This window comes from Bradyrhizobium australiense (assembly GCF_013114825.1).
Lineage (GTDB): Bacteria > Pseudomonadota > Alphaproteobacteria > Rhizobiales > Xanthobacteraceae > Bradyrhizobium > Bradyrhizobium australiense.
Window position 1 is genome coordinate 21,709 of record NZ_JAAVLX010000004.1, and the last position, 24,818, is coordinate 46,526.

At 59.8% G+C, this 24,818-nt stretch carries 21 protein-coding genes, 1 tRNA gene and 3 pseudogenes; 2 read left to right on the forward strand and 23 right to left on the reverse strand.

The window, feature by feature from the left end; translation table 11 throughout:
* Positions 1–168: 168 nt before the first annotated feature.
* Together HCN58_RS12060 and HCN58_RS12065 are read right to left on the reverse strand one after the other, a co-directional pair.
* The gene (locus HCN58_RS12060; RefSeq protein ID WP_171579611.1) at positions 169–471 is read right to left on the reverse strand and encodes a hypothetical protein; all 303 of its coding nucleotides are present in this window, start codon (positions 469–471) and stop codon (positions 169–171) included.
* Between the two features lie 511 nt (positions 472–982).
* Positions 983–1,126: pseudogene (locus HCN58_RS12065) on the reverse strand (SOS response-associated peptidase); the annotation flags it as partial.
* Between the two features lie 104 nt (positions 1,127–1,230).
* Here HCN58_RS12065 and HCN58_RS12070 point away from each other — a divergent pair.
* Positions 1,231–1,470 carry a helix-turn-helix domain-containing protein gene (locus tag HCN58_RS12070; protein ID WP_171579612.1) on the forward strand — a complete coding sequence of 80 codons (240 nt, stop codon included), beginning with the start codon at positions 1,231–1,233 and terminating at the stop codon, positions 1,468–1,470.
* Between the two features lie 136 nt (positions 1,471–1,606).
* On the opposite strand, the pseudogene HCN58_RS37795 reads toward HCN58_RS12070, so the two are convergent.
* The 12 genes and pseudogenes from HCN58_RS37795 to HCN58_RS12120 all read right to left on the reverse strand — a co-directional run.
* Positions 1,607–1,714 (reverse strand): annotated as a pseudogene (locus tag HCN58_RS37795) (SOS response-associated peptidase); the annotation flags it as partial.
* Positions 1,715–1,751: 37 nt separating this feature from the next.
* Positions 1,752–2,474 carry a hypothetical protein gene (locus HCN58_RS12075; protein WP_171579614.1) on the reverse strand — a complete coding sequence of 241 codons (723 nt, stop codon included), beginning with the start codon at positions 2,472–2,474 and terminating at the stop codon, positions 1,752–1,754.
* A 25-nt stretch (positions 2,475–2,499) separates the two neighbouring features.
* Positions 2,500–2,734: pseudogene (locus tag HCN58_RS35710) on the reverse strand (hypothetical protein); the annotation flags it as partial.
* A gap of 55 nt (positions 2,735–2,789) precedes the next feature.
* Positions 2,790–5,192 carry an SIR2 family protein gene (locus HCN58_RS12080; protein ID WP_171579615.1) on the reverse strand — a complete coding sequence of 801 codons (2,403 nt, stop codon included), beginning with the start codon at positions 5,190–5,192 and terminating at the stop codon, positions 2,790–2,792.
* Positions 5,193–5,282: 90 nt separating this feature from the next.
* Positions 5,283–5,438, reverse strand: a complete 156-nt coding sequence (locus tag HCN58_RS37055) for a hypothetical protein (protein WP_171579579.1) — start codon at positions 5,436–5,438, stop codon at positions 5,283–5,285.
* Between the two features lie 87 nt (positions 5,439–5,525).
* Positions 5,526–5,759: a hypothetical protein gene (locus tag HCN58_RS12090; RefSeq protein ID WP_235983589.1), complete on the reverse strand. Its 234-nt coding sequence runs from the start codon at positions 5,757–5,759 to the stop codon at positions 5,526–5,528.
* 132 nt (positions 5,760–5,891) lie between these two features.
* The gene (locus HCN58_RS12095) at positions 5,892–6,380 is read right to left on the reverse strand and encodes a hypothetical protein (protein ID WP_171579617.1); all 489 of its coding nucleotides are present in this window, start codon (positions 6,378–6,380) and stop codon (positions 5,892–5,894) included.
* Positions 6,377–6,724 (reverse strand): hypothetical protein, encoded by a 348-nt coding sequence (locus HCN58_RS12100; RefSeq protein WP_171579619.1) that lies wholly within the window; start codon positions 6,722–6,724, stop codon positions 6,377–6,379. The genes HCN58_RS12095 and HCN58_RS12100 overlap by 4 nt, the downstream gene beginning before the upstream one ends.
* Positions 6,725–6,735: 11 nt before the next feature.
* Positions 6,736–8,313: a tetratricopeptide repeat protein gene (locus HCN58_RS12105; protein WP_171579620.1), complete on the reverse strand. Its 1,578-nt coding sequence runs from the start codon at positions 8,311–8,313 to the stop codon at positions 6,736–6,738.
* Between the two features lie 1,243 nt (positions 8,314–9,556).
* Positions 9,557–9,763: a hypothetical protein gene (locus HCN58_RS12110; protein WP_171579622.1), complete on the reverse strand. Its 207-nt coding sequence runs from the start codon at positions 9,761–9,763 to the stop codon at positions 9,557–9,559.
* Entirely contained in the window at positions 9,763–9,957 is a 195-nt protein-coding gene (locus HCN58_RS12115; RefSeq protein ID WP_171579623.1) for a hypothetical protein, read from the reverse strand. Before HCN58_RS12115 ends, HCN58_RS12110 begins: the two co-directional genes overlap by 1 nt.
* 231 nt (positions 9,958–10,188) lie before the next feature.
* Positions 10,189–10,434, reverse strand: a complete 246-nt coding sequence (locus HCN58_RS12120) for a DUF6894 family protein (RefSeq protein ID WP_171579625.1) — start codon at positions 10,432–10,434, stop codon at positions 10,189–10,191.
* 570 nt (positions 10,435–11,004) lie between these two features.
* Between HCN58_RS12120 and HCN58_RS12125 the strand changes: the two genes are divergently transcribed.
* Positions 11,005–11,184, forward strand: coding sequence for a hypothetical protein (locus HCN58_RS12125; protein WP_171579627.1), 180 nt, complete (start codon positions 11,005–11,007; stop codon positions 11,182–11,184).
* A gap of 59 nt (positions 11,185–11,243) precedes the next feature.
* Here the strand turns inward: HCN58_RS12125 and HCN58_RS12130 are convergent.
* The 9 genes from HCN58_RS12130 to HCN58_RS12170 form a co-directional block, all read right to left on the reverse strand.
* A tRNA-Cys gene (locus HCN58_RS12130) sits at positions 11,244–11,317 on the reverse strand.
* A gap of 190 nt (positions 11,318–11,507) precedes the next feature.
* On the reverse strand, positions 11,508–12,221 hold the full coding sequence (locus tag HCN58_RS12135; RefSeq protein WP_171579629.1) for a hypothetical protein: 714 nt from the start codon (positions 12,219–12,221) through the stop codon (positions 11,508–11,510).
* An 80-nt stretch (positions 12,222–12,301) separates the two neighbouring features.
* Positions 12,302–13,162: a hypothetical protein gene (locus HCN58_RS12140; protein ID WP_171579631.1), complete on the reverse strand. Its 861-nt coding sequence runs from the start codon at positions 13,160–13,162 to the stop codon at positions 12,302–12,304.
* Between the two features lie 511 nt (positions 13,163–13,673).
* Entirely contained in the window at positions 13,674–14,162 is a 489-nt protein-coding gene (locus HCN58_RS12145; RefSeq protein WP_210265979.1) for a hypothetical protein, read from the reverse strand.
* Positions 14,163–14,645: 483 nt separating this feature from the next.
* A complete protein-coding gene (locus HCN58_RS12150; RefSeq protein ID WP_171579632.1) occupies positions 14,646–15,374 on the reverse strand; it encodes a tRNA-uridine aminocarboxypropyltransferase in 729 nt (242 codons plus the stop codon).
* A 34-nt stretch (positions 15,375–15,408) separates the two neighbouring features.
* Positions 15,409–18,513, reverse strand: coding sequence for an efflux RND transporter permease subunit (locus HCN58_RS12155; RefSeq protein ID WP_171579633.1), 3,105 nt, complete (start codon positions 18,511–18,513; stop codon positions 15,409–15,411).
* Positions 18,514–21,663, reverse strand: coding sequence for an efflux RND transporter permease subunit (locus HCN58_RS12160; protein ID WP_171579634.1), 3,150 nt, complete (start codon positions 21,661–21,663; stop codon positions 18,514–18,516). It abuts the gene before it with no gap.
* Between the two features lie 45 nt (positions 21,664–21,708).
* On the reverse strand, positions 21,709–23,133 hold the full coding sequence (locus HCN58_RS12165) for an efflux RND transporter periplasmic adaptor subunit (RefSeq protein ID WP_171579635.1): 1,425 nt from the start codon (positions 23,131–23,133) through the stop codon (positions 21,709–21,711).
* A complete protein-coding gene (locus HCN58_RS12170) occupies positions 23,123–24,592 on the reverse strand; it encodes an efflux transporter outer membrane subunit (RefSeq protein ID WP_171580342.1) in 1,470 nt (489 codons plus the stop codon). Before HCN58_RS12170 ends, HCN58_RS12165 begins: the two co-directional genes overlap by 11 nt.
* Between the last annotated feature and the right edge of the window lie 226 nt (positions 24,593–24,818).

A 24,818-nucleotide genomic window follows, 5' to 3' on the forward strand; every position in this document is an offset into this window, starting at 1 on the left:
TACGGCGAATCATGACGGCCGATGCCGAAAAGCTAGCGCGCTTCGGATTGGTTCGTTCGTCAAGCCGCCTCCATTCCCACGGCCACTACCCCACAGACAAGCCGACCGATGCAAACTATTCAGGACATCGAGCGCACACACCCGAGTGAAAGATAGTCATTCCTGAGGTTATGCGATGCCCGGTTCAGGCGGGGGGGCCGCCGCTGACTTCTTTCCTTTTGCCTGCTCTGCCGCCCAGTCAGCAACTTTTGCAACTAGTGACCAGACCGATGAGTGGCGGTCGTGATCGGGAATTCTTCCGGTCGCTTCCCAATCGGTAGTATCCGTCAACGGATTTGCCGCCTCCATCGCATGCACCTGATAGTCATCCAGGTCCGCGAGATCGCTAACGTTGGCGATATCAGCGATTGCAAGAGTGCGCGCAAGGTCCCTGATTCCACCGGGCCAAAGCTCGACAGTAATGTGCAGCATTTCCGCCATCCCTTATTGCTGGAGCAAAAGACAAATGCAGAAAATTGCCTTTTCGCACCCTTCCTCAATCCAGTCCATCGCTCATTATTCGGTAGCTCGGCGGTATGCGAAGATCATCCCAAGCAGGCTTGGAGCGAAGAGTTGGGATGCCAGTGCCGGGCGAGCATGCCGTGTGAGTGCGTGGGTGGTGACGGGCTTGAAGAGCCTGACGTAAGCCAAGTCTTTGAAGCCCCGCCAACTCGCCACTAGCGCCTCGGCGCAATTGCACGGCGGAGGTTCGCCCGCTGCGCTGCTACCCGCTCGCAGAGCCGGGCGCTTGCTCAATGCGCCGTTCTTTCCGTGAACGGTAGGAACATCGGTGAGACACTCATCGCTGAAGAATTAGCAGTCCCTTACACTTGCTCCGCAACGCGCTGCCCTCGAATGCCTGATTGGCCACGGATTATTGAACAGCAGATGAGATAAAGGTGCATCCTTGCTCGAGGTCGGCGCAGACGAACGGTAGCATGTTTCACGCAGCAACCTTGTCTTCCTTGTCCACCCCTCGCAGCACGGTCTTTAAGGCATCGTCCGGCAACGGCCGCTGCAATGCCTTCGCCTCATCCCACGGCGCGCGCATCCAAACGTCGCGCTCTTCATCGGTTGTCAGGACCACCACGCGCGGCCGTCCGTCAATAGGTCTTCGCATGGTCGCGCGAATTGTGTGTGAAACGTCCGCGGTTTAGGTGTAGGCTGGACTGAGACAAGGGAGGTGCGACGATGCTCAAGGAGAACTACGTCGCCAAGCAACAGCGGATCGGCGAGCGCTTGTCGCGCGCGATGGCTAAGGCCCGCGTGGATTGCCGAGAACTCGCCGCACTGACGGGTTACAGTGAAGCACAGATCGTGCAGTGGGAGCGCGGGCGCGCGCGGCTCTATCCGAACGAACTCATAAAGCTGTGTCATGCGCTTGACGTGAAGCCAGAGTGGCTGCTGTGTTGGGAACGCCGCGTTCACTGACCAGCGTCTTACGGCCATTAGAGCCTGCTCCCGTGCCGAATGGTCCAGAGGACCTACGGCCGAGCGGCTTCTCTTTCCAATTAAAGTTGGGCCGAATAGCCTGCGCCGGTTGGCTTCCAAGAAGTCGAGAACCGACGGGAAACACGCCCGCCATCGGCGCAAAGTTTCCGACGTAGCGGTTCATCGCGCTCAAGATTGCGCGGATGGCCTCTTGGTTGGTCGTGATGCTGTAAAGGTTGCACATCGTATTTCGGACATCCTCTACCGAAAAGCACCGAGCTTTAGGGTTTCGCGCCAGCTTTATCCGTTCTTTCCAGTGTCGGACGAACGGCCCTCTCGACGATGGCAATCGCTTGTTCTACTTTCTGAGACAGTTCGTCGGGTTCGTCAGGCTTCGAAACATCCCAGATTTGGCGTTCGAGTTTTTGCCAGAGATCATGGTCATTCCTGTCTTGCCCCACGTTCTGGACCAACATGTTGGACGCAATCTGAATTGCGTTCAGCACCTCAACCATCAGTTCGAAGGCGCGTCGGATGTCGCTTCGAAAAATTGCCTGCGCGCGATATTTTTTACTGGTTACCTCCGATAAGAAATCTTTGTGTTGGTGAATTCGTGCAATCGGAACGTAGTAACCATCTCGCGAGCGAGCTTCAGCCTCGGTTTCGTATTCCTTCCGGTTACGCGCGGAGCCTTCATCGCCGAATGAAAAGGGGCCCCTGATCTCGCGGATCGTGTCCTTCAATTTATAGAACGAGGCCAGCAGTTCCTCGGCAAATTCGACACTCCGCCGATAGTCGTGGAGTTCTCGCTCATACCAAAACCTCCGCTCCGACAATTCTCTCTCGAACTCGAATTTCCGCTCAGCGAGATTGCTTTCTGATGCGATCTTCTCGGTGTTGATCGTGCGCGATGACCGGTTTGAAAAGATGTTGCCGATTATTGTCACGAAGCCTGATACGACGGCAGCAACGACTGCAGGACCAATTAGTTCATTGATCGTCATTTGCATCCATCCTAGCCCTTTCCTTCTATCGCTCTCCCGGCCACCACGTTGACGGCGGGTCGCTGGCCGAAATCTTCGTCGGTCTCAGCGCCACCAGATCGCTGCGCTTGTACGGCCGCTCTTGAAGCTGTGAGCAATCCTTGCACCGCCATGTATCGCTCCAGCTCATGGATCGGTGTTGCCTTCGGTCGCCGCACGATGTCGAGGGCAACGGTCTGATGCGTGTTGCGGCCAAGGCATTTCACTTCGAGATAGAGGTAAAGATCGATCCGCTCCTTAGCGTTGCCGCACGCGGTCGAGCTGCGCGCGCGATATCTAATGCATTCTAGCAAGCGTTCTTTCGTACAGGTGCAGTCGTGTGTCCATTTCTGGATCTAGGATGCGTGATGACGCTTGCCGCATTGAATTGATTGCCTCGTCCAACAAATACCTTCCCCCGTCCATGTTTGCGACTTCGACCGCGACATCGCAAAGCACGGAGAAAGAATATTTATCCAAACGATTGATTTCGGCGTTCTTGGCGGCCTGCTCATAGGCATGACGAAGCATTGCCAGCCTGTCTGGCCGGGAAATTCCTTTCGTGTGGGTCGCGCGCGCAACGATCAATCTTATCTTGAAGCGCGCAATCGGAGCGTCCACTCCGACCGCTGCCTCGGCATCCCTAATGACATATTCAGTGTTTTCGTAATCGCCCTCGTTCAGCAATTCACGAATTAGCCGGTGCCACGGAATTCGCTCACCCGGGGCAAGCGCGGTAAGCTTAGAATAGAGGGCCTTTCTCGTTTTTGCATCGCCGATGCGTCCAATGCCGAATTCATTATCGCAGATCGCACGAACCGTTTGCAACTCCAATGGCTCTGTCGGGTTCAGATTGTCGATTACGGTTGCAAAGAGCTTTTCCAGCTCTTCTGCACCCGAGAACTTATACTGTGTGATCCGCCGAGCGATAACTGGATGGCGCGTGGACCAACCAAAGATCCCATTCCTCTCGCTTATAGTGTATTCATCGACTATGCCCGTAAGCCCGTCTAGCAGCGCACCAATGCGAGTTGGGTTGATCTGCAGCATCCGAATAACTAGTTGCCGATGAACTCTCGTTCCGATGGACTCCAGTGCGGCTACAAAACGGTAATACTCCTGCAGGGGTTCGTCCAGATCGTCAAATTCTCGCAAAAGAATAACGTCGAGATTCTCGTTTGCAAAAATGTTCCTCAAGCACACGAACATATCCGAAGCACACTTCCTGCGGAGTGACGAGAATTGGTCATCTCGGCGTTGTCGCTTGAAGTCGGAGTGTACTAGGGCGGAGACTTGGGGATTGTGTTGAACCAAGGAAATCAATGAGTAAATTTCTGCATCCTGCAGAGAGGATAATACATAATGGGCACCTTTTGTCCCAAAATAGGGACTTTTCATGCGTGGTGCCCACTGTGCAGCGTTTGCCGTAACAATCAACGAAAGCCCAGAACCTTCCTGTTTGGACAGGTGGTCCACAAGAACGTTTGTAGCGCGCATTGCGTTTGTGCATTCATCGACAAACAGAACTCCCCGCTTGTTCTGTGCCCGAAGACTAGCCTCTACGCGAAGCCAATCCTGATGGGAAAACGAGAAGTCAGAACGGTGCTCCCATGCGTGGTATCCGGCGTCATGAAAAGCGGTGAGTAGCTGCCGCGCGAACGTAGTCTTGCCGACGCCCGCTGCGCCGGTGATCGCTACTACATGATTTTGTTCGGTATCGATTTGCTCAAATATTCGTGCCTTCAGAGCCCGTTCGAACGCCGACCCGGATCGAATGTCGGCATACGACGCTGGACCTCCGTGGAACATTCTCTTTGCATTGGGTGCAGCTAAGAGCGAGGAAGCTACGTTATCGGTGGAGCCAACAAGCCGCAGGGGAAGGACGTGCGTCTCCGTGTCGTTGTCACTTGCCTCGGTCGTCGATTCAGAGAAATCCTGAGCTAAGGTATGCACCAGCTCATCGATGCCACCAAACACAATGACAGCCCCTTGGTCTTCTAGGAGCGGAGCGCGCAAATCATCCGGGTTGTAGATCAGCAAATAGACTTGGCCTACCGAACCTTCCTGTTTTGAAGTGAGGATTTGTCGAGCTAGGTCCTGCAAATGTCTATCTCGGAGGGACTGCCCAATAATCAATACGTCGCGCGTGAGCAGGGCAGTCTGAAGCGAAGAAAACAAGGCCTGCCGATATTTCGCAAATTCGACGTAGTCGGCGTCCGTGAGGATCATAGACGGTTTGTCACCGAACGCTTTATCCTGCGTAATGCAACCGTGTATTTTATATAGCTTAGGGTGGGCGTCGTTTTCCCGGTTGCTAAAGTCGTAGTTGGACCGGATCGGCGTGAGCGGAAGCCCCTGAGCCTTAAACGCAGCTTCGACAAGTCGATCAAAATTCGTCGTGTAAATTTGATACCATCCGAACGGCGGAAGACCGAGAATTCCTCCATTCGGTTTTAATTTTCGGAGTTCATCCCGCACGGCTTCGACCACGGGAAGTCGGGTGTGGCGACGCACTAGGATGCTGGCCGTCTCGATAAGGTCTTCGCTTTGAGGGTCGCTCTGCGCAATCTTCGCCCAAAGCCGCTTTGCCAGTTCCGCCCCTGAAGGCGCGCCTGAAGGTACTGATGCGCCCGCGCCAAGCAATAAAACGGTCCGCGTCGGATCGATCCTTCGCTTTAAATCGTCTAGAGTAATAGGCATGACGTCGTTTGTTTTCCTGCGAATCGCGAGACGTCACGATGACACAATGCAGGGTAGCAATACGAGAATTGGGACGCTTCTCCCGGTTATTCACAGGGTTGCCTTGATCACGGAACGATTCGAACAACCTTGGCGCTCTTCCGTTGCTGGCGTCGCATCGCTGTGCCGGTTCAGTGCCTTCAAGACCGCAATCCGCGCCAGCATTTCTGGCCCGTCGCGCTCGGCGACCAGCAGCAGCGTTTCCATCGCGACCTGCCAATCGGCTGCATCGTGATGTATTCGGCGGCATCGCGCAGCGTCAACAGCTTGCGCCCGTCCGGCAGGATGATCGGATCATAAAACCGCTTGAACCACGGCGTCAGGGGAAAAGGTATCCGCGCCGCTTTGCGTGAACTTCACGAACGTGCCGCTGTCATGCAGTTCAAGCCAGCCGAGCGCAATCGCATGATCTAGACCCGCCGCATATTCAGGCCGCGTGCCCTTGTCTCCGAACAGAAACGGGCCGTTGACAGCCTCGATGTAGATGCGACCGTCCTGAATGGGCTCGGAGGCCCGCGCGTGCTCCATCAGCCGCGCTTGTCAGGATCAGCGAACGGACGGTCGTTGGTGAATTTCATCTTTCGCACGCATTGATAGTCCGCCCAGAAAATGATGACGCCTCAAAGCCCGAGCTAACAGCTCGCCGAAAGTTTGAATACGCTATTGCAACACGGCCGGACGTATCTCTATAGAGCGCATTGATGTCCCGGCAATTTGCCCCTTACACGTGATTAAGTCATTTTCCTTGAGCGACAAGACGTATTGCTTGGCTGCGTCATCGGAGAGCCTCACATAGCAGAAGGTGCTAACGAGGCCGGGGCGCGATTTGGTTTGAACTACATAGTAACCGTGGCGCTCGGAGACGTTATAGACTGGTAACCTCCACCGAACGATTTTGCCCTTGATCTCGCGCTCTTTTTCGTCTCGCTGAATTTGGGTGGAATTTGAAAAGAACGAAAACATTTCGGCAAGCTCGCCTGTCGGTGCAAGGTCGGAAGCGTTTTCCGAAGCTAATCTTGCATCCGAGGCGACAGTAGCTCCGTCAACGCCGCTCTGCTTTGGGAAAATCGTGTAAATCAAAGCCGCGAATACGGGTACGCCGACCAGCGCGACCACGCACCAAAAAACTACTTCAAGCGTTCGTTTCAAGCAGACTGAGCCGCCGCGCGTCCGCCACCGATTGTGGCAAGCACGCCACCGACGAAGGCGAGCAACATAAATATAGCCACTAGCGTGCCACCTAGGACGGCCCCGGCGATAGACGCGAGTACCAAGAGCATCCCGGGGATACGACTGTTGGAGCCCATTGCGACGGCCCCGAGCACGATAACCAAGAAGGAAAACCCCACGCCACCCCAGCCAAGACCAACAACCAACTGGGCATCATTTGCCTGAACGGCCGAGCCCACACCACCTACCAAAAGTGTAATTCCGGCTGCGAAAATTCCAAAAATTCCTGCTATGAGTGCTACAATTCCACCAGCCTTACGCATTGTTTTGCCCCTTAACGTCTAGCAACACCCTGAACGAACGCCCCAAACAACTGCATCATCTGCTGCTGATTAACTTGATTGATGCGTGCTTGATTGGCTTTTTGAAGTTCTAGTTCGTATCCTCTTTGAGCCCCCGAATGTCCTAATTGCCCCGCGCGGTTTAATAGGGCTAACTTCGTTTGCTCTGGATCGGGAGTTTGAACCAGCCCCTTGTCGATCAGATCGACGAGGCTAACCATGGAATCCGCATCATCCAACGCGCTACCACGTTTGAATAGCTGAATGGCGGTGGCTGCGTCTTTTCGTTCATAAAGGTACATGCCGCCGAGGTTATCGAAGGCCGCCGCATAGTTTGCTTGGACCAGCCGCGTGAAGATATCGAACGCCTGCTTCTTGTCCTTGAACTGCGCCGCGCGGCCAAGCTGATACTGATACCGAAGCTCGGATGGGAAGGTCTGCGCCGCTCTGATGCACGCGTCAAACGCTTGATCAGCTTGGCGCTTCAACAGATCGAAGGATACACCGTCCCCGGTCTTCCTAACGTCGGTAGGATTGGCGGCGAGCCGGTCGCATTCGTTTGCGCTTTGTTGCTGTTGTCGCAAAGCTTCAGCAGCAGCTTCCTTTGCCAGCCGTTCGCGTTCGGCGGCTTCTCGTGCCTGTTGCGCTTCGCGTTCGGCGCGTTCGCGGGCTTCCTTCTCCCGTTGTTCCTGCTCCGCCCTTCTCTTCGCTGCGACAGCTTCCTGCTGCCGACGCCATTCCGCGATGACGTCGCGGGTGACGATCTGGAATTGATCGCCAGATCGAGGATGAAAGCCCGGCCCGTCGTAAAACTCATAGTCTCCGGTCGCACCACGCCAGTACCAAACTTTGGCCGACCCAGTGGTGGGTTCAAAGAACCCAAACTTCTCTGGATCATCGACGCGAACCGGCACCCGTCGAATTATCTTTGCAGCCTGCTGCTTCCACGTTTCGACGATTGGCCGAGTGATCGGTATTAGCTCCTCGCCAGTTTGCGGGTGAAACCCCATCAAATCGAACAACTCGATCTGATCGCGGGTGTTTTTGGAGTACCACACGACCGGCTCGCCGGTTGTCGGATCGAAGAACGTCGGGTCAGTGGAGGTGATCTGTTTCGGCCGGTGACCGCCTCTATACTCCGCTATCTTTTCGGCAATTTGGGGCGTGAGCGGGCGGCATTCACGCCCGGTTTCAGGATCAATGCCGATACGGTTGAGCGTCTTAATGCTTGTACGAGTCACCACGTAGCATTTTTCGGCTCCGCTTTTCGAGAAGTTCGTTTCGATCCTTCCCAACAACAGCGAATGTCCGATGAGGAGCGAGAGGAGACCCGCATACCCAATTCGGCGCTTCTGTTTCGAAAAAGAAAACAAGAAGCCGGTACAAATGGCGATGGCTGCAAAGCTCGCCCAGAGGATGGCTCGCGTAATACCGCGATTTAGATCGTAGGCGTCCGCAAGCTCTTCGGCATAACTGCGGGCAAGATAGTAATAGACAAGTTCATTGCAGAGCCAAAAAAACAACCCGCCCACGAGAATGCAGGCGACGATGACTATGGCGATCTGGGTCACCAGATGAAACCGGCCCAGCGTTTGCGAAGCTACGCTTCGCACCTTCTCGATTGCTCGCACTTCCAACGCCCCCACACCCGTATTTTTACGGATGTCGACTCTTCAACCCAGCATTGACGATAGGAGCTAAACTTCTGAAATGTCAAAGCCCGGTAAATGAGACGAACGACTAAATTTGAGGAAAACGGGATTTCTAACCCACAAGGGTCAGTGCCATTCTCCTCGGGGTGATGTGCCTCGTCTGTGTTGGCGGACAGGAGCCGATACCCAACGTGGTGGACAACCGGCCATTCACGAAAATTTTTTTTGGGGCCAAAGCAATCGAAACCGGGGTATCAAATCGGGGTACCGCAAACAGCCGCCGCATTGTCCCGCAACAATATCAAAGACTTATCTCGCACCGATGGCTCCAGCCCGGGGAGCCAAACCAAATCAACGACTTAGCAGAAAATTCGAGCAGCCAAATCGGCGGCGATTTTGGTGCCTGCACACTTCCTGCACACTTTAGCGGGGCGTGTCATGGACACCGACGCAATCGGCCTTATCGTTCTGGTCATCGCGGTGGGCGCTCTCGTCGTCGCCAAGCTGTCGCGGTGCAGGAAGAACCCGCCAGGGCAAACAAGACGGCCCTAACGAGGCGTCAGAGCCGTCCACTTCCGGCGGGAGCCTGTTCGGGCGACGCAAACCGGAAGCCACCGCATCGAACGCTTACAAGCCAACATCGTTCCTAATAGCGGCCCGACGCGCAACGATTCCGGCGCTAACCGACGCCGTAGGGTTTGTTGAGGAAGTAATCGCGATTGCCTAAAGACATTTTGCGCTTGTTCGGAACGTTCGAATAAACGCGTTGGTTGTCCTACTACTATGGAAGGACAACCCATGAGGCTCACGACAATCGCTTTGGCGTCAATCCTGACGCTCGGCTCCACACTCGCATGTGCACAAGGTGGTAGTTCTGACGCCGCTGCTGCCGGCGGCGCGACGGGCGGACCGGCCGGGGCTGGTTCCTCCAGCGCAGTCAAGGGAGACGCGACGGGCCCCCGGGATAGCGCGCAAGGCTCCGGTTCGGGCGACGCCTCGGCCGCTGCCGCCGGTGGTGCGACTGGTGGGCCAGCCGGGGCTGGTTCCTCCGGTGCTGTTAAGAGCGACACTAACACCACAGGCTCTTCAAAAGAGCCCGTGCGACGCTAATTCTGCGTCGACCGGCGCGTCATGCGTCTTCAGTGTCGTCGTCCTTTGCGGCTCAGCCTACGCTGTAGGGCTTGTTGAGAAAGTAATCGCGATTGCCTAACACCTTCTCGGCGTATTGATCTATCGCGACTGTGATGGCCTGGACGTGCTGATAACAGTAGCCCTCGCGCGCGGCTCGCTGACGCACTTCAGCCAGCGCCCTAAGCCATGGCGAATTGTCGGCCGCCTTCTCGTCGTACCACTGCAGCGGCTCCGGCATTACCAACTCCGGCCGCCGAGCACGCGTCCTTTCGTCGGGCCGCCCTGCACTTTCCTGAGCCGGTCCCGCTCGGCGCACAGCCCCTCGATCTTCGCGAGCATCCGCGTTAGCAGCAGCTCGGCCGATGCAGTCGAGATGCTGGCGCGGTGAAGCTGTAGGATCTCCCTACGCTGTCTTCCGACCTGGACGCTCATGTGCTCGATTTCGGAACGAACGTGATCTTAGGCCCATAGCGCTCCTTCAATTCTCTCTGGATCGTTCGGCAAAGACCTTCAGCCCGGCGCCCGAGCTGGTCGTACAGGCGGAGGCGTCTGAAAAGGATCTCGATTTCACGGTCATTTTTCACGATGCGAGAGGTGGTTCGAGGAAAACGACCCGGGAGGCGTTGCCTTATTGGATCGAAGAGGCCGCCAACTGAGGCGCCCTTACTTATTTAATGGCTTCGGCAGCACGGTTTCGAACAGCAGGGTGGCGATCTCTCGGCCTTGCTCATCGGCGATCACGAATGCGTCCGGAACCGTGTCCTTGCCCGTCTTAATCGCGTCAGCGAGAAGATCGCGGGCACCTCGTTGAGCTTCGCGAAGGGCTGCTGACTGGTCCGGTAATTCGACACCCTCGTCATCGGTTACTAGTTGGTCCATCTCACGAAGATGAAAATAAAAGCGAGCCATCGTTGGCATCTCCATTGATGCCCGTCGTACAAATTGGACCGGCGTGTGATCGTTCCAAGATCTTGCGGGATCGTTCCTAACTTCGACGGCAGTCTGTCCGGCTCCCGACACAAAGACGAACAGGCCCGCCAGCGTGAACCGGCGGGCCATGTAATCAACATCAGAGGCCGGCGACTTGCTTGTCCTTAGTCGGCACCAACCCCGGCAGGATCTCCACGAGATTGGCGATCAGGAAGTGCTGCCATGACCGCGTGCCTTCCGGGCTTGCCTTCTGCCGGCGCAGGCAGGCGATAACCGCACGCGCGTTCGGGATCTCGCCGGCACAGAGCCGGTAAACGTCGGGCGTGCAGGCCCTGCGCTGTTCGGGCGTGCCTTGCGAACCAATTTCTGCAAAATGTGATTTTTCTCACACGCGCCGCGCGTGCGCGGACCTAGCATTCGCACCGCGAACTCAACACTTTAATAACCAGCTTTGCCGCGGCCGCCGAATCGATAAAATTCGAACGATCCGCTCAATCTGGAAACAAAATACGTTTGCGATCATTCGCCTCTGGAACCCCGGAGAGCGCGATGAGCGAAGTCGAATACGATTTGCTGCTGGAAGCCGTGCAGACGGCCATTGCGCCAGCGCCGGAGGATAATTTCGTGGTCCAGATCCAGGGCTTTTATCCGTGGCCGCGTGCCGCCAACGACAACGGAGCCTCTTGGCCGCTGGTTCCGTTTCCGGAAGGCTGGTACGCCGCCTGCTGACCACCGGCCGGCTTGCTGCGGCCTCTCATATGATCGGTCTAAGTCATTGATTATATGGATGGAGGCCACGACCAGAATTGAACTGGTGTACACGGTTTTGCAGACCGTTGCGTAACCACTCCGCCACGTGGCCCCATCGGGCGCACTCATATACGGCCGGCCCCGGATAGGCAACCGAGCAGCGCAATTCCTGCCCGCGCTGGTTAGCGGACCGACACTGTTTGAATCGGTCCGGCCCGTCCCGGGCTTCATCGCGGCGAAATCCCTGCTGTTGCCGACCAACCGCTCGTCTCGTTGGCGCGCGTTACCGCGCCCATGCCGCTTCAGTCGGCAGACGTATTGCCGAGGCGATTGTTTCGCAGACCCAGCTTGGCAGTCCTTGCGCGGATGCCCCCTACCGTGCGCTTCATTTCGAGTGCGATGACTCTAGGAGGCTTGCCGCTGCCGATCAGAAAGCGCAGCAGCACATCGTCTTCCGCCGTCCATTCGGCGCCGCTCAGTTGAAAGCGGTCTTCGCGACCAGTTTCCCTGGTCGGCGCTGCAAACCGCGTCCAACCCAGGGTCTCATGGAAAATGACGACGAACGCGATCCAGAGAACGATGGCCCGCCGCTCGGACAGGGCGGCGGATTTGATATGTCCCGCGCTGAACGTCGCCGGCAACAAGGCGTTCATGGCGGGCCAGACGTCTGAAGCGATTGAATTGACGAAAAAGACGTACAGCGACACGAACGGGCCCGAGACGATGGCACCGATGGCCGCCACCAGCCAGAGCGGCAGTCTTCGCCCGGCTGCTTTGCTCACCAATTGGGTGGCGAGGCCGGTCAGGCACCAGGGCACAATGGCGAGCGAGAGAACATAAAGCGTCGCGCCGGCGCCTCCCATCATGGCCGCATAAGGTCCAAGAATCACCGAAAGCATCGCCAGCACGATCGGAACGCCGCAGAAGAAGACGATATCGATCAAAGCCTGTTTGGACAGGCGCCAATGCGCAACCAATTCCATCCGCTGCCCCCCGTATCCGATGTAATCAGCCATAGTGCGCGCCGCAGAATGGAGCAACATCGTGTTATCCGGAAGTCTGGGGGGTCGCGCCCCCTGATAAGGCTGTGCCCCGCTCAGACCCGCTCCATTGCCTGGATCCGCGGACGTCCGCCGGCCTGGTCGAGCGAGCGCCGCAACCGCTCCTCCAGTTCGTCCAGCAGGAAGAAGCTGACATCGTCGACGGAGCCGCGCCCCTTGGCGAAGGGCTGTTCGAGGAGCCGGATCAGATACAGGACGTAGACGAACATGTAGGTGATGAATCCGAACAACAGGGCCGCGGCCGGATCACCCTCCGTCTTCAGCAGGAGCAATAGGACGATGATCGAGAATACCAGCGTTTGCACGAGCACATGCACCGATGGGACGAATTCGACGCGCTGGATGGTGTAGATCCGAAGCAGCGCCCTGCGGATCGCGTCCTGATTGGTGCGGAGGCGCACGACGAAATTCGCCGCCATACCCATGCCCTCCAATCGGCCGAGGATTGGCGTCAGCTTGCTGAGCTCGTCGAGCACGGGGGAAATGTTCTTGTGGTCGTAGGCACGATCCAGACCTTCGCGCAGCTTTGCGATGACCCCGATCAGGATCAGCCGTGCTTCCCTGAGATTGAAGCGCTCGTTGGTCCGCGCGAAGCACTCAAGATCCCCGTCGATTGCTTCGGTCGCGGTACGCAGTGCTGTCGGAATTTGCTCGGCTTCCTTGTAGTCCTTGAGAATGCTCGAGAGCAGAAAGCCGATAATGAATATGGAGCCACCAATGCCGCTTGTCACCAGCCCGTTGAGATCGAGGAACTCGAATCCGAAATAGTGAACGATTGCCTTGGCGCCGCCGAGTAACAGGACGATGATGCCGACCGTGAAGAACAGGCGGAATTTCTTCCGGAGGCTGAGCTCGGCGCCACCGAAAGGAAGATGCGAGGTGATCGAAGGCGGCAAAGCGCGAATATCCTTTCCCTGGAGACAGGAGACAAGCTCCGTCCGTTCAATTGCAATATTTGCGTCCCGAACGCCGTAGACTTCGAGGGCGGTTATCCCACGATGCTTCGTTATCTCGAGCCTTGCACGTCCGTGATGAAGACGAGCCGCGCCCAGCGGCCCGACTTCAGATACGCTCGGCGCAGATAATCATTAAGCCTGCAAATGGCTCCCCGTTCCCGTGGCGGCGTTGGCGACATATCGCCACAATGGCATAGGGATTGGACCGCGGCCCCGAGCCTCAGGCTGCCGTGGGCGGCTTTTTTTGGCCGGCGGCCGCTATCCGGACCGCGGCCTATTTGCGGCCGGACTCACGCGCGTTTGAACATCGAAAGCGCTCACCCGCCAAGGACCTCACGTCGCCCACAGGTGAACTGCTTTGCGTGATGCCCGGTGCGGCGTTACAACATCATGCTGATGGCCGCGACGATGAACGGCACGGCCACCAGCAAGACGGGCCAAAGCCGGAACATCAGGCCGCTAGGCTACTACCTGCCGCAATTTTCTTCTTGAGAGCTTCACAGACGGTGCGGACTTCGGACGTCATCAAGGAACAGTCCTCGATCTGCAGGAAGTAGCGCTTGCCTTCCTCGCGATAATTTGCAGCCAATTCCTTGATCTCGCCCACCATGCTGTGAACGCCGGCCACCATGGCTTCGCACTTCTTGGCGGCATCAGCTAGTTCAACACCGAGCGCTTCAATCTCCTTCACCGCCGCATCATATTCGCGAACGACCGCTTCGGCTGAAAGCTTGCCAACCTGATTGACGCCTTGCCTATGCTCAACATAGTCGGGCATCGGGCCCTTTGGCAGTGGATGGTCGTTCAGCATGGCGCGGATCGTCGGGCTGCTCACGTTATCCATTGGCCGACGATTTTGGATGATGTTGCCGATCTCCCCTTCGATTTCATCGGCATCGAGCAATGGAGAGCGAGTGAGAATTTCGGCGGATACAGACATGAAAATAATCTCCAAACTGTTACGCGGAAGCCACCAAATTTAACACCGTCAAGATAAATGTCATCATTATCAACAGGCGTTTCGGGTGATCATTTTTTGCGCTGCACCAGTTATTGTCATGAACCCGACATTGGAACCGAACCGTGTCGGCGTCCCAACGAGCACGCGCATGGACGACTTTCGCGGATTAGTCGGATGTGTTTGCATTTGCCGCAATCCCAGGTCGCATTCTACCTTTTCGCGAAGTCACTCCGCCTCATTGCGGCGTCGCTCATCGCTGCGATACCCGATTCTTAGGGGAGTCATGGTAGGAATGTCCGACACAATCTGAGTCCGGCCATCGCGCAAAGGTTCGAAGGAGGTCCAAGGTTCTCCCTAAGGTAGTGCATTAAATGGCCGAAAATTGCAGCTTTTTCCCGTGGAGGGCGCGGCAAAAAAGCTCGGCTAGGGCTGAGGTGTCCCGAAGAGGTACCCAATAAAATCTCATCCCCGCTTCCGCCGCCGATAATCCCGTTTTTTCGGCTTCGGCGCGAGATCCGGCATTTCCGCTTGCACTTCCCGATACCGTGCCAGCATGCGGTCAAAGCTCGCATAGAGCGTTTCGGCGATCTCGGGCCGCCTTTCGAGTCCGGCGAGCAGCAGGCCGGTGGCCTCGATGGTGGAGAGGCCGTCGCGGCGCGGCTCCTTGCGGAGCTTGCCGTAGCGCGATGGGCGTTTCGGCCCCAGAATCACCCGCTGGCATTTCAGCATCCAGGCGTTGCGCCACCACAGCGCCTTGGCCTGGCTCCAGGTGCCGTCCAGCAGCACGACGCCTTCGATGTCGGCCAGGATGGTCCGCTGGTGCGGCTCGACCTCGCCCTTGCGGTTGATCGCGACAATCTCGGCATCGGTATCGAGATCGCTGACCTTGGCGGAGCCGAGATAGAGCACCGCCCAGCGCGAGGGATCGTCAACCTTCCGCCCCAGCGCCTTGGAGAGGCTTGGCCAGGACAGGCCGATTTTGACGACCGCATTCTTGAAATGCAGCGCGGTCAGCCGCGCGGTGCCGAGCATCCTGTCCTGCTCCTGCGGATGCTGCAGGATCAGGAGCGAGATCTTGCTTTCGATCGGCGTGACGCTGTCGCAGATGCAGAGCGGCAGCGGCTTGCCGCAATGCGGACAGTCCGCGACCGCTTCCACGGCGCCGGCTTGGGGATTGGATCGTTCTGACATCCGCCCGCTATACGCTTCGTGGCGAGTAATTCAACTATTCGGCAGGCGCGGCAATCGCGGCCGGCCGGGATCGCTGCCGCAGCCGGTCGATCAGGAGGTAGATCACCGGCGTCGTGTACAGCGTCAGGATTTGCGAGACGAACAATCCGCCGATGATGGTGATGCCGAGCGGCCGGCGCAGCTCGGTGCCGGGGCCGGTGGCAATGACCAGCGGAATACCGGCGAACAACGCCGCCATCGTCGTCATCAGGATCGGCCGGAAGCGGACGCGGCACGCCTCGAAGATCGCTTCCGCCGACGACAGGCCGCGGTTGCGCTCGGCATCGAGCGCGAAATCAACCATCATGATGCCGTTCTTCTTGACGATGCCAATCAGCAGGATGATGCCGACAAAGGCGATCACGGTCAGCGGCGTATTCGTCACCTGCAGCGCCAGCAGCGCGCCGAGGCCTGCGGACGGCAAGGTCGAGATGATCGTGATCGGATGCGCCAGGCTCTCATAGAGTACGCCGAGCACGATATACATCGCCACCAGTGCCCCGAGGATCAACAGCGGCTGCCGGCCGCTGGTCCTGTTGAAATCGCCAGCATTGCCGTCAAAGCTGCCGCGGATGCCTTCCGGCATGTGCAGTTCCTCGACCGCGCGCTGGATATTCGACGTCGCGACCTCCAGCGGCACGTCGGGCAGGAGATTGAACGAGACCGTGGTCGAAGGAAAAGATTGCGAGTGGTATACCGCGAGCGGCGACAGGCCGCGCTGGTAGCGCACCACCGCCGACAGCGGCACCTGGGCGTCGTTGGCGCCGGCCACGAAGATGCGCTCGAGGTTGGCAGGGTCGCTCTGGAATTTCGGATCGATCTCCAGCACCACCATGTACTGGTTGCGCTGGGTATAGATGATCGAAATCTGCCTCTGCGCGAACGCGTTGTTCAGGGCGTTGTCGATGTCCTGGACGCGAACCCCTAAGCTCGAAGCGGTCTTGCGGTCGATCACCAGCGACAATTGCAGCCCGCCGGGATCGCGATCGCTCGAGATGTCGGTGATTCCCTCCACCGTCTCCATGCGCTTGGCAACCAGCGGCGCCCATTTCTGCAGGAGATCGAGGTTGGTACTGGATAGGGTATACTGGTAATCGGAATCGCTCTGCCGGCCGCCGGTGCGAATGTCCTGCGCCGCGAACATGAACAGGCGGATGCCTGCCACCCGGTAGAGATTGCGCCGCAGACGATCGATCACCTGCGCCGTCGACATCCCTGCCCGCTCTTCCGGCGGCTTCAAGCTGATGAACATGGTGCCGCGATTGGAACCGCCGCCGCCCGGACCTGCGCTGCCGCCGAGCGAAGAGCCGACGCCGGCGACCGCCGGATCGGCCATCACGATATCGGCCAGTTGCTGCTGCAGCCCGAGCATCGCCTGAAAGGACGTGTCGGGGGATGCGCGTGTCGCGCCGATCACAAAACCGCTGTCGTCGGTCGGGAAATAGCCCTTGGGGGTTTTAATATAGAGCACCACCGTCAGCGCGATGGTGGCAAAGAACACGAGCAGGGTGAGGAACGGGAAGCCGAGCACCGCCCGCAGGGTCCAGGTGTAGAAGGAAACGATGCGCGACAGCGTGCCCTCGACCAGGCGGTCGAACCAGGTCGCGCGATCGGAGGTCGCCTCCTTGATGTAATGCGCGCAGATCATCGGCGTGATCGTCAGCGAGACGACGGTCGAGACCACGATGGCAAAGGTCAGCGTCAGCGAGAACTCGCGCAGCAAGCGGCCGACGATCCCGTCCATGAAAATCAACGGCGTAAAAGCCGCGATCAGCGACAGGCTGATCGACAGCACGGTAAAGCCGATCTGCTTGGCGCCCTCGAGTGCCGCCGGATAGGGCGCCATGCCATGTTCGAGGTTGCGGTACATGTTCTCGATCATGACGATGGCGTCGTCGACCACGAAGCCCACGGAAATCGCGAGCGCCATCAGCGACAGATTGTCGATCGAGAAGCCGGCGAGCCACATGCCGGCGCAGGTGCCGGCCAAAGCCAGCGGCACCGAGACGCCGGCTGCAATCGTCGGCGTCAGCCGGCGCAGGAACGCAAACACGACGATCATCACCAGGAACGCAGTCGCCAGCAGCGTGAACTGCATGTCGAGCACGCTGGCGCGGATGGTGCCGGTGCGGTCGACGAGGGTCGAAATCTCCACTCCGCCGGGCAGCCACTGCTTCAATTCCGGCAACAGCGCCCGCACCCGGTCGACAGTGTCGATGACGTTGGCATCGCCTTGCTTGGTGATCTGAATCAGGACCGCCGGCTGCTTGTTGAACCAGGCGATCGAGCGGCTGTTGCGGACGGAGTCCTCGACATCGGCGACATCGGCAAGGCGGACGAAATTGCCGGCCGAACTCTTGACGATGATGTCGCGGAATTCGGCCGCGGTGCGCATCTGCTTGTTGGTCGCAATCGTCTCGCTCTGGCGGCCGCCGTTGAAGATGCCGACCGGCCCCAGCGGATTGGCGTTGATGATGGCGAGCCGCACGTCGTCGGTGGCGATTCCGGCATTCGACAGCGCCACCGGATTGAGCGCGATGCGCACAGCGGGCTGGTCAGCGCCGGTGACGTTCACTTCGCCGACACCTGGCACCTGCGAGATACGCTGCGCGATCACGGTATCGGCGACATCATACATCGCGCTGGTTGTCAGCGTCTTCGACGTCAGCGCCAGCACGAACACCGGCGCGGCCGCGGGATTGGCCTTGCGGAATCGCGGCAGCGACGGCAGGTCGCTCGGCAGATCCGCCAGCGACGCATTGATCGCGGCTTGTACGTCGCGCGCGGCACGGTCGATATTGCGGCCGATCGAGAATTGCAGCTGGATGCTGGTGGTGCCGAGCGAACTGGTCGAGGTGATCTGGTCGAGGCCCGCGATCTGGCCGAGCCGGCGTTCCAGTGGGGCTGCAACGGTCGAGGCCATGATGGAAGGATCGGCGCCCGGACGCGTGGCGGACACCCGGATCATCGGAAAATCGACGTTGGGTACCGACGATACCGGCAGAAAGACATACGCGACCATGCCGACCAGAAAGAGCCCGATCGCCAGCAGCGTGGTGCCCACCGGCCGGCGGATGAAGGGCTCCGAGATCGATGCCATCTACTGCATCCCCTCGGTGGCGCCCGCAACCGTGGGTCCGGGCGGCCCCGGGTCCGGCACGGCCTTCTCGATTTTGCGATTGATCCGGTCGAGCGCCAGATAGATCACCGGCGTCGTATACAGCGTCAGCAACTGGCTCAGCAGCAAGCCGCCGATGATCGAAATGCCGAGCGGAAAGCGCAGCTCGGCGCCGGTGCCGCTTTCGATCGCCAGCGGCAGCGCGCCGAACAGCGCCGCCAGCGTCGTCATCATGATCGGCCGGAAACGCAACAGACAGGCTTGCACGATCGCGTCCGAGGGCGACATGCCCTGGTGCCGCTCCGCCTCCAGCGCGAAATCGATCATCATGATCGCGTTCTTCTTGACGATGCCCATCAGCAAGATAATGCCGATCAGGCCGATCACCGACAGGTCCTGCCCGAACAGCATCAGCGCCAGAATGGCGCCGACGCCGGCTGACGGCAGCGTCGAGAGAATCGTAATCGGGTGAATGTAGCTTTCGTAGAGCACGCCAAGCACGATGTAGATTGTTACGATCGCCGCCAGGATGAGCCATGGCTGCCCGGCGAGCGATTTCGAGAACTCGGCCGCATCACCCGCATAGACGCCGGCGATGCTGCCGGGCATGCCGATCCTGGTCTCGATCTTCTTGACCGCCTCGACCGCATCGCCCAGCGCCTCGCCGGGCGCGAGGTTGAAACTGAGCGAGACGGCTGGAAACTGCGCCAGATGCGAAATTGCCAGCGGCGCCGTGGTGCGGGTCAGCGTCGCCACCGCCGATAGCGGCACCTGGGCGCCCGGCGCGCCGGCGGTGGTACTCGCGGCCCCCGGCAGATAGAGCTTTGACAGGATCGACGGATCGCGCTGGTACATCGGCATCGCCTCCAGCACCACGCGATACTGGTTGGCCTGGCCGTAGATGGTCGAAATCTGCCGCTGCGCGAAGGCATCGTTGAGGGTGTCGTTAACCGCCTGGATGCTGACGCCGAGCTGGCCGGCGCGCTGGCGATCGATGTTGAGCGCGGCGCGCAAGCCGCCTTCCTGCGCTTCCGACGAGACGTCGCGGAATAGTGGATCCCGGCGCATTTCGGCGACGAGCTTTTGCGACCACAGCGCCACCTGCGCGGCATCGGTCCCGGTCAGCGTATATTGGTATTGCGAGCGGCTCGACTGGGTCGAGATCTGCACGTCCTGCACCGGCTGGAAATAGATCGTCATGCCGGGAATCGACGCGGTGCGTTGCTTCAGCCTGTCGACCACGACGGAAATATCGTCGTGCCGCTCGCCGCGTGGCCTAAGCGTCATCACCAGGCGCCCGACATTGGTGGTCGGATTGACCGAGCCCGCCCCGATCACGGAAACCACGCCGATCACATCCGGATCGGCCTGGATCGCAGCCGCGGCCTCCGCCTGCCGGGTCTGCATCTCCGCAAAGGAAACGTCGGGGCCGGCTTCTGTCACCGCCGTAATCGAAGCAGTGTCCTGCAGCGGCAAAAAGCCCTTCGGCGCGATCACATACATGAAGAGCGTCGCGGCAATGGTGCCGAACGTCACCAGAAGCGTCGCGCGCTGGCGCTGCAGCACCCACAGCAGCGTGCGATGATAGAAGGCGACCATGCGATCGATGAAGCGGCTGACGGCGGCAAGCCCCGGGACCGTCATCTCCTCGCCGACATGCTTCAATAGCCGCGAACACATCATCGGCGTCAGCGTCAGCGATACGATCGCCGAGGTCACGACCGCAATCGTCAGCGTGAGCGCAAATTCGCGGAACATGCGCCCGACCAGTCCGGACATGAACAGAAGTGGGATGAAGACCGCGATCAGCGATACCGTCAGCGAAATCACGGTAAAGCCGATTTCGCTGGCGCCCTTCAGCGACGCCTCCATCACGGATTCGCCGTTTTCCATGTGGCGGACGATGTTCTCGATCATCACGATGGCGTCGTCGACCACGAATCCGGTGCCGATCGTCAGCGCCATCAGCGACAGATTGTCGAGGCTGAAGCCGGAAAAATACATGATGCCGAAGCTCGTGATCAGCGAGAGCGGCAGCGCCACGCCCGCGATCAGGGTCGCCCGCAGCGATCGCAGGAACAGCAACACCACCAGCGTGACCAGCACCACGGAAAGGATCAGCGTGAACTGCACGTCCCGCACCGAGGCGCGGATGGTGACGGTGCGGTCGGAGACGATGGTCAAATTGACGCCAGCCGGAATCGCGCGCTGCACTTTTGGGATTTCCGCGCGGATCTGCCGGACGACCTCGATCACGTTGGCGCCGGGTTGCCGCTGGATATCGATAATCACCGCCGGCGTGCCCTGATACCAACCGCCGGTCCGGTCGTTTTCCAACCCGTCGATGATGATGGCGACGTCGCCGATCGTGACAGGTGAGCCGTTGCGATAGGCGATGATGATGGGCTTGTAGGCCTCCGCCGCCGCAATCTGGTCATTGGCGGCGATGGTGTAGGCCTGCTGCGCGCCGTCGAGCGATCCCTTCGGCCCTGAGACGTTGGCGCCCGCAATGGCGTTACGCAAATCTTCCATCGAGATGCCATAGGCCGCGAGCCGCGCCAGATCGGCCTGCACCCGCACCGCAGGCTTGAGCCCGCCGAGGATCGCAACGCGCCCGACACCGGAAATCTGGCTGAGCCGCTGGCCCAGGATCGTATCGGCGATATCGCTCATCGCGCGCAGCGAAATCGTCTCCGATGTCAGCGCCAGTGTCAGGACCGGCGCATCCGCCGGGTTCACCTTGGCGTAGGTCGGCGGATACGGCAGATTCTTTGGCAGAATACCTGCCGCCGCATTGATCGCCGCCTGTACATCCTGGGTCGCGCCGTCGATGTCGCGGTTGAGGTCGAACTGCAGCGAAATCTGGCTGACGCCGAACGAACTGGTCGACTGCATCGACGACAGCGACGGGATCTGCCCGAGCTGGCGCTCCAGCGGCGCGGTGATCAGGGATGCCACCACGTCGGGGCTCGCGCCCGGCAGTTGCGTCGTCACCTGCACCGTCGGGAAATCGACCTGCGGCAGCGCCGATACCGGCAGCGCCCAATAGCCGAGCGCACCGCCGATCATCAGCGCGATCCCGAGTAGCGAGGTCGCGATCGGCCGGCGGATGAACGGTTCGGAGACGCTCATGGTTGCGTGCTCACTTGCGAATTCATTTCAGGCGGGCGGCGTCAATCATGGCTGCGACTTCGCAGCGCCGCCCGTTGGCTCGGCTGGTGCCGGGCCGGTTTGTCCCTTCTGATCGCCCTCGCCGCGCTCGCGCTTGCCGCGGTGCTCGACGTCTTTGCCCTGAGTTTCCTTGCCCTGACCATCCTTGCCTTGCTGGGCCTGTCCGTCTTTGCCCTGACCTCCCTTGGCGTCCGGCGAACGGCTGCGCTTGCGTGGCGCGAGGTCGGCGGTCGGTGCCCGATCGTCCGTCCCGATCAGCACCTTGGCGCCGTCGGACAAATTGGCAAAGCCGGTGGTCACGACGCGGTCCGAGGTGGTAAGCCCGCTCGCGATCACGGCGTCATTCTCGTTCTGCTGCGTCACCACGACCGGCTTCGCGGTCGCGACATTGTCGGGGCCGATCACATAGCTGAACGTACCGACGGGGCCGCGCTGCACGGCCGACGCGGGCACCACGATCGCCTTCTCCAGCGTCTCGACCTTCAGCCGCACATTGACGAATTGTCCGGGCCAGAGCTGGAATTTGGCGTTGGGAAATTCGGCCTTGAGCTTCAGCGTGCCGGTGGTCGGGTCGACCTGATTGTCGATGCCTTTGAGCGTACCTGTATCGATGACCGTCACGCTGTCGTTGCCGAACACGTCCACCGTCAACACACCCTTGGCGGCGGCGGCGTTGACCCGCACGATCTGCTGCTGCGGCAGGCTGAACTGCACCGCGATCGGCTGCAATTGGGTGATGATGACGAGGCCGGTAACATCAGAGGCGCGGATGATGTTGCCCTGGTCGACCTGGCGCAGGCCGGCGCGCCCGGACAACGGCGCGATCACCTTGGTGTAGCCGAGCATCGCCTTGGCATTATCGATCGCGGCCTGATCGGCCTGCACCAGTGCTTCCTGCTGGGCGACCACGGCGCGCTGCGTATCGGCCTGCTGCTTGGAGCCGGCGTTGGATGCGGCAAGTTGCTGATAGCGCGCCAGATCGAGCTTCTGGTTGGCGAGCAGCGCCTCGTCCTGCGCCTTCTTCGCCACCGCCTGATCGTACTGCGCCTGGTAGATGACGGGATCGATCTCGGCCAGCACGTCGCCCTGCTTGACGTCCTGGCCTTCGACGAAGTTCACCTTGATCAGCTTGCCGTCGACCTGTGCGCGCACCGTCACCGTGTTCAGCGCGCGGACCGAGCCCACGGCATCGAGATAGACGGGCACGTCCTGCGTTCGCGGTGTCGCCGCCAACACCGGCACCGGGAGATCGGGACGTGCGCCGGGACCGCCGCGGCCGCTCTGCTTCTGCTGAAAGGCGTTCCAGCCGAGATAGCCGAGGCCGCCCAGAATCAACAGCGTGATCGAAAGCGACACCATCCGCCGGCCAATGCCGCGCGCGACGCGCTTGCCCGCCGTCTTCGTGTCCTTTACTTCCGGCTTAAAGAGCATTGACCGGCCTTTCCATCCTAGGCTCCCAGCCGCCCCCCAGCGCCTGATAGAGACTGACGATCGCCAGCAGCCGGGCCAGTTGGGCCTGCGACAGCGCATCCTCCGCCTGGAACAATGTCAGCTGCGTATTTAGCACAACCACGATGTCAGCGGTTCCTGCCCGCAACTGTTGCTCGGACAATTCAAACGCCCGCCGCGACGCCGCCACGACCTCGCGCTGAAGCCGCAGTTTCTCCGTTGTCTGGCGAATCGACATCAGGGCGTTGTCGACATCGGCAAAGGCTTGCACCACCGTCTTGCGGTAGGTTTGCAGCAGTTCGTCCTGCCGCGCCTTGGTGAACTCGAAATTGCCGAGGATCCTGCCGCCATCGAAGATCGGTTGGGTCAGGCTGCCGACCATGCTGAAGAACGCGGCATGCGGTTGAAACAGCGAGGCCAACGCCGAGCTTTGATAGCCGCCCTGCCCGGTCAATTGAATGCTCGGAAAGAACTGCGCGCGGGCGTTGCCGATATTGGCGGTCGCCGAGGCGAGCTGGGCTTCCTGGCGGCGGATGTCAGGCCGTTGCGTCAGCAACTCAGAAGGCAGGCCCGGCGTGACTCGGGGCGCGGCGATCTGGTTGAGCGACCCCCCGGTGACACGCACGGCTTCCGGCGGCCGCGACACTAGCGTTGCCAGCGCGTTGATATTCTGGTCGAGCGTCTGCCGCAGCGGCGGCACCAGCGCGCGCTGGTTGGCGAGAATGCTCTCCTGCTGAGCGACATCAAGGTCGGTGCCGGTGCCGGCCTTGAAGCGGTCGCGGATGGCATTGAGGATGCGCTCGGCGCTGGCGATATTTCGCTGCGCGGTGCGAATCCGGTCCTGCGCCGCCAGCACCTGGAAATAGGCGTTGCCAACCGTCGTCAGCGTGGTCAGCGCCACGACGTCGCGATCGAAACGGTTGGCGACCGCGGTCTCTTCCGCCGCTTGGGCGGCTTCGCGATTCTTGCCCCAGAAATCCAGCTCGTAGCTGGCGCTGAGCGAGCCCGAGTAATTGACCACCTCGCGGCCGCCAATGGACAGACCGCTGGCGCTCGATCCGGAGGTGCGGGAATAGCTCTCCGAGCCGCTGCCGCTGAGACTTGGCAGCAGCGCCGCGCCCGCGATTCGTGCCTGCGCATCGGCCTGCCTGAACCGCGCGGTGGCGGCTGCGATATCCAGATTGACAGTCTGCGCTTCTTCCATCAGGCCCGTCAGCTCCCGCGAACGGAAGCCACGCCACCAGTCGAGCGTTGGCGGCGCGTCCGCGGCCTTCGAAAGCCGGGCCGCCTTGTAGCCGTCGGGTATGTCGAGCGCAGGATCGGGAAGATCCTTGGTCAGGATACAGCCTGCGGAGCTGGCGACGAGGCCAAGCTTGGTAAGCCATCGCGCCAGTCGCTTGCCGTCCGCGATGAGAACAGGCCACGCTTTGATCGCAGCCATTGCAATTCGCTGGGTCACACCCGTTCTCCACCGGACAAATCCCGGCCCGGCGCAATGCGCGCGCTTCTCCTGATGGGCTGGGGTAGGTTCACGGGGGTGATGCTTCCGTTGGATCCGAGCCCGATACTAGCCTTGCGATCTGCACGCGGACAGCCCCGCGCAGCCCCTCGCCGATCGTGCTTTTAGGTGCGTAAAACGGGCGGCAAAGAGCTCTCTACCCTTGTTT

Bases quoted from the DNA above. Each gene is read 5' to 3' on its own strand.
- HCN58_RS12060 (WP_171579611.1), bottom strand. From the start codon at position 471: ATGCTGCACATTACTGTCGAGCTTTGGCCCGGTGGAATCAGGGACCTT.
- HCN58_RS12150 (WP_171579632.1), bottom strand. From the start codon at position 15,374: ATGTCAGAACGATCCAATCCCCAAGCCGGCGCCGTGGAAGCGGTCGCG.
- HCN58_RS37055 (WP_171579579.1), bottom strand. From the start codon at position 5,438: ATGGAAACGCTGCTGCTGGTCGCCGAGCGCGACGGGCCAGAAATGCTG.
- HCN58_RS12125 (WP_171579627.1), top strand. From the start codon at position 11,005: ATGAGCGAAGTCGAATACGATTTGCTGCTGGAAGCCGTGCAGACGGCC.
- HCN58_RS12145 (WP_210265979.1), bottom strand. From the start codon at position 14,162: ATGTCTGTATCCGCCGAAATTCTCACTCGCTCTCCATTGCTCGATGCC.
- HCN58_RS12155 (WP_171579633.1), bottom strand. From the start codon at position 18,513: ATGGCATCGATCTCGGAGCCCTTCATCCGCCGGCCGGTGGGCACCACG.
- HCN58_RS12080 (WP_171579615.1), bottom strand. From the start codon at position 5,192: ATGCCTATTACTCTAGACGATTTAAAGCGAAGGATCGATCCGACGCGG.
- HCN58_RS12100 (WP_171579619.1), bottom strand. From the start codon at position 6,724: ATGCGTAAGGCTGGTGGAATTGTAGCACTCATAGCAGGAATTTTTGGA.
- HCN58_RS12115 (WP_171579623.1), bottom strand. From the start codon at position 9,957: ATGAGCGTCCAGGTCGGAAGACAGCGTAGGGAGATCCTACAGCTTCAC.
- HCN58_RS12135 (WP_171579629.1), bottom strand. From the start codon at position 12,221: ATGGCTGATTACATCGGATACGGGGGGCAGCGGATGGAATTGGTTGCG.
- HCN58_RS12090 (WP_235983589.1), bottom strand. From the start codon at position 5,759: ATGGAGCACGCGCGGGCCTCCGAGCCCATTCAGGACGGTCGCATCTAC.
- HCN58_RS12165 (WP_171579635.1), bottom strand. From the start codon at position 23,133: ATGCTCTTTAAGCCGGAAGTAAAGGACACGAAGACGGCGGGCAAGCGC.
- HCN58_RS12160 (WP_171579634.1), bottom strand. From the start codon at position 21,663: ATGAGCGTCTCCGAACCGTTCATCCGCCGGCCGATCGCGACCTCGCTA.
- HCN58_RS12075 (WP_171579614.1), bottom strand. From the start codon at position 2,474: ATGACGATCAATGAACTAATTGGTCCTGCAGTCGTTGCTGCCGTCGTA.
- HCN58_RS12120 (WP_171579625.1), bottom strand. From the start codon at position 10,434: ATGGCTCGCTTTTATTTTCATCTTCGTGAGATGGACCAACTAGTAACC.
- HCN58_RS12110 (WP_171579622.1), bottom strand. From the start codon at position 9,763: ATGCCGGAGCCGCTGCAGTGGTACGACGAGAAGGCGGCCGACAATTCG.
- HCN58_RS12070 (WP_171579612.1), top strand. From the start codon at position 1,231: ATGCTCAAGGAGAACTACGTCGCCAAGCAACAGCGGATCGGCGAGCGC.
- HCN58_RS12170 (WP_171580342.1), bottom strand. From the start codon at position 24,592: ATGGCTGCGATCAAAGCGTGGCCTGTTCTCATCGCGGACGGCAAGCGA.